This is a genomic window from Variovorax sp. 20P10.2.4, assembly GCF_058244205.1.
This window is the reverse complement of the sequence record NZ_JBZAYE010000746.1, coordinates 1-3,248: the sequence shown is the minus strand read 5'-3', so window position 1 is coordinate 3,248 and position 3,248 is coordinate 1. Positions and strand designations below refer to the sequence as shown.

The following is a 3,248-nucleotide window of genomic DNA, read 5'->3' as shown; positions in this document are numbered from 1 at the left end:
TGGATGAAGGTGCGCTTCTTGCGCACCTCGACCTGGATCGTGCGGGCGCGACCGGTGGCGTCGGCCTGCTTGATCTCGCTGGTCGACTTCTTGGTCAACGTGATCTTCTTGCGCTCGGGCTCGACAGTGCCGTGGCTGGCCTTCAGGAAACCGAGCAGGCGCTGCTTGTCCGACTCGGTCAGCGCGTCGCTGGCGGCCGCTTTGGGCACGCCGGCGCTGCGAAGCTGATCGAGCAAGGTTTCGGGAGTCTTCTTGAGTTCATTCGCGAACTCGGCGACAGTGGTACTGGACATATTCGTTTCGTGCCTCCATGACCATCACTCTTGGCCAGCGAACCAGTGTTCGCGGGCCTTCAAGATGAGGGTTTTGGCGTCATCGGCGCTCAGGCCGGTGATCTCGGTGAGTTCATCGACCGCGAGGTCGGCCAGGTCGTCGCGGGTGTTCACCCCCGCCTCGGCCAGCTTCGGAATCAGGTCGGGGTTCAGGCCTTCGAGGTCGCGCAGGTTCTGCGAGACGGTATCGACGCCCTCTTCCTTGGCGATTTCCATGGTCAGCAGCGCATCCTTGGCACGCGAGCGCAGTTCGTTGACCGTGTCTTCGTCGAAGGCTTCGATCTCGAGCATCTCGGAGATCGGCACGTAGGCCACTTCCTCGAGGCTGGTGAAGCCCTCGGAGATCAGGATGTCCGCGATTTCCTCGTCGACGTCGAGCTTCTCCATGAACAGGCGGCGCGCGGCGTCGGTTTCGTTCGCCTGCTTCTGGGCCGACTCGTTGGCGTCCATGATGTTGATCTTCCAGCCGGTGAGCTCGGAAGCCAGACGCACGTTCTGGCCGCCACGGCCGATCGCGATCGCGAGGTTTTCCTCGTCGACCACCACGTCCATGGCGTGCTTTTCCTCGTCCACCACGATGGACGACACGTTGGCCGGCGCCAGGGCGCCGATCACGAATTGGGCCGGATCCTCGCTCCATAGCACGATGTCCACGCGCTCGCCGGCGAGCTCGTTGGTCACGGCGTTGACGCGCGTGCCGCGCACGCCGACGCAGGTGCCGATCGGGTCGACGCGCTTGTCGTGCGAGAGCACGGCGATCTTGGCGCGCGAACCGGGGTCGCGGGCGCAGCTCTTGATCTCGAGCAGGCCCTGTTCGATCTCGGGCACTTCCTGGCGGAACAGCTCGATCATGAACTCGGGGGCCGAGCGCGACAGGATGATCGGCGCGCCGCGCAGCGTCAGGTCGACCTCCATGATCATGGCGCGCACGCGGTCGCCGTTGCGCAGGTTTTCCTTGGCGATCATCTCGCTGCGGCGCAGGCGGCCTTCGACGCGGCCGGCCTCGACGATGATGTCGCCCTTGTCCAGGCGCTTGACGGTGCCCACGAAGATCTTGTCGCCGCGCGACATGAAGTCGTTGAGCAGCATCTCGCGCTCGGCGTCGCGGATCTTCTGCAGGATCACCTGCTTGGCGGCCATGGCGCCGATGCGGCCGATCGGCACCGAGTCCACCGATTCCTCGATGTACTCGTCGACCTCGATGTCGGGCATCTCTTCCTTGGCCTCGAACAGCAGGATTTCCTGGTCGGGCTGCTGCAGGCCGGCTTCGTCGGGCACCACGTGCCAGCGACGGAAGGTCTCGTAGTCGCCGCTGTCGCGGTCGACGGCGACGCGGATGTCCACCTCGCCCTGGTACAGCTTCTTGGTGGCCTGCGCCAGCGCGGACTCGACCGCGCCGAAGACGACGTCACGCTCGACGTTCTTCTCGCGCGAGATCGCATCCACCAACATCAACATTTCGCGATTCATGCCACCACTCCTCTAGTCAGTCCGGAACCTTTGTTCCGCCAATGTCCTGCGAGCCCTGACGGGCCCTGGGCTTGCGCCCCTTGAAATCCACGATGGGTGCCAGCCGCGCTTCGCGCAGCTCGTCCAGCACGAAGCCCAGCGCCTGCAACGGTGCCGGCGCGCGCTTCCTGCTGACTTTCTGACCCGGCTTGGGCTCCGGCTCGTCGCTCCAGACGATCTGCCAGCCCTGAGGGCCGTCGGCCCCTTCCGCCTGTGCGGCCCGCTCGAGCGTGCCGCGAAACTTCTTGCGATTGGCCGACACCTGGCCGGCCGCCGCCCCGCCGATCGGCGCCTTCAGCGTGATGTCGATCACCTCGCCCTCGAAGCGCTCGAAATCCTTCTCGTGGCGCAGCGGACGGTCGATACCCGGCGAGGACACCTCGAGCCGCTTGTAGTCGGCGCCATCCACCTCGAGCGCGAACTGGAGCTGTCGCGTGACCTTCTCGCAGTCCTCGACCGTGACGAAGGGCTCGGGCGTGCCGGCGGCGAGAGCCTCCGATGTGGGGGCCGTCCACGGCAAATCAATCGTCACGCGCAGCAATCCTCCCGCCGAGCGTTCGATCTCGACCAGGTCGTAGCCGAGACCGGCCACGGTTTGTTCCACTGTCTGCTGCAATGCCACGTGTTCGAAGGTGCCTTTTATTCAGTCAACGATGCGCAGGACCCGCCCGCCAGGTACCGCGCGATCGATAAAAAATCCGTGAGAAACCGGGTCTTGCCCAGCGATCCGAGAACGGATGGACCAAAAAAAACGGGCGGTTGGTACCCGCCCGTTTGGTCGTGAGCCTCGAATTATATGCCACTTCTGTGATAAATGAAGGGCCACTTCTGCAAGCGGGCCACACCCGTGCACGGCTCAGGGCGTGGCGGCCCTTTCGCGGGCGGCGGCGACGCGCCGGGAACGCGCCCAGACGACCGCGAAAAGCACCGCGCCCAGCGCCAGCGCGGCCGCCGCCACCAGCAGCGGAATCTGGAACGAACCGGTGCGCTGCGCCAGCGGCGCCGCGAACAGCGGGCCGATGATCTGCCCCACGCCGTACGAGGCAGTGGCATAGCCGATCAGCCCGGCCGCCGCGTTGCCACGCAGCCGGCGCGCGTCGCGCACCGCGAACAGCGTGATCGCGGTGAACGGCATGCCCAGCAGCAGGCTGCCGAGGGCGAAGCCGACGACGCTCGGCCAGGCCACCGACAGCACCACCCCGACCGCCTGCAGCGCATAGGCGATCGCCAGCAGCAGCCGGTTGTCCCAGTGCACCGGCGCGCGCGCACCGATCAGGGCGCCCGGGATGATGGCCGCGCCGAACAGCGGCCAGAAATAGTCGGGCCAGAACGAGCCCGGCAGCGCCTGGCGTGCGATCACCGGCAGGAAGGTGGCGGTGATGATGTAGCCGAAGCCCGCCAGCCCGT

The 3,248-nt window shown here is 66.1% G+C and carries 4 protein-coding genes; all 4 read right to left on the bottom strand.

The genetic code is table 11. From position 1 onward, the window contains the following. A partial coding sequence (locus AC27VN_RS36785) for a translation initiation factor IF-2 associated domain-containing protein (protein WP_490879832.1) occupies positions 1-293 on the bottom strand: 293 nt, incomplete at its 3' end. 24 nt (positions 294-317) lie between these two features. Then, complete coding sequence (gene nusA / locus AC27VN_RS36780; protein WP_093341763.1) at positions 318-1,802, bottom strand: transcription termination factor NusA; 1,485 nt, start codon at positions 1,800-1,802, stop codon at positions 318-320. Between the two features lie 16 nt (positions 1,803-1,818). Further along, on the bottom strand, positions 1,819-2,463 hold the full coding sequence (gene rimP, locus AC27VN_RS36775) for a ribosome maturation factor RimP (protein WP_490879831.1): 645 nt from the start codon (positions 2,461-2,463) through the stop codon (positions 1,819-1,821). 234 nt (positions 2,464-2,697) lie between these two features. Then, a partial coding sequence (locus AC27VN_RS36770) for a YbfB/YjiJ family MFS transporter (RefSeq protein WP_490879830.1) occupies positions 2,698-3,248 on the bottom strand: 551 nt, incomplete at its 5' end.

Excerpts from the sequence above, each read along its gene's own strand:
- nusA (WP_093341763.1), bottom strand. The coding sequence starts at position 1,802 with ATGAATCGCGAAATGTTGATGTTGGTGGATGCGATCTCGCGCGAGAAG.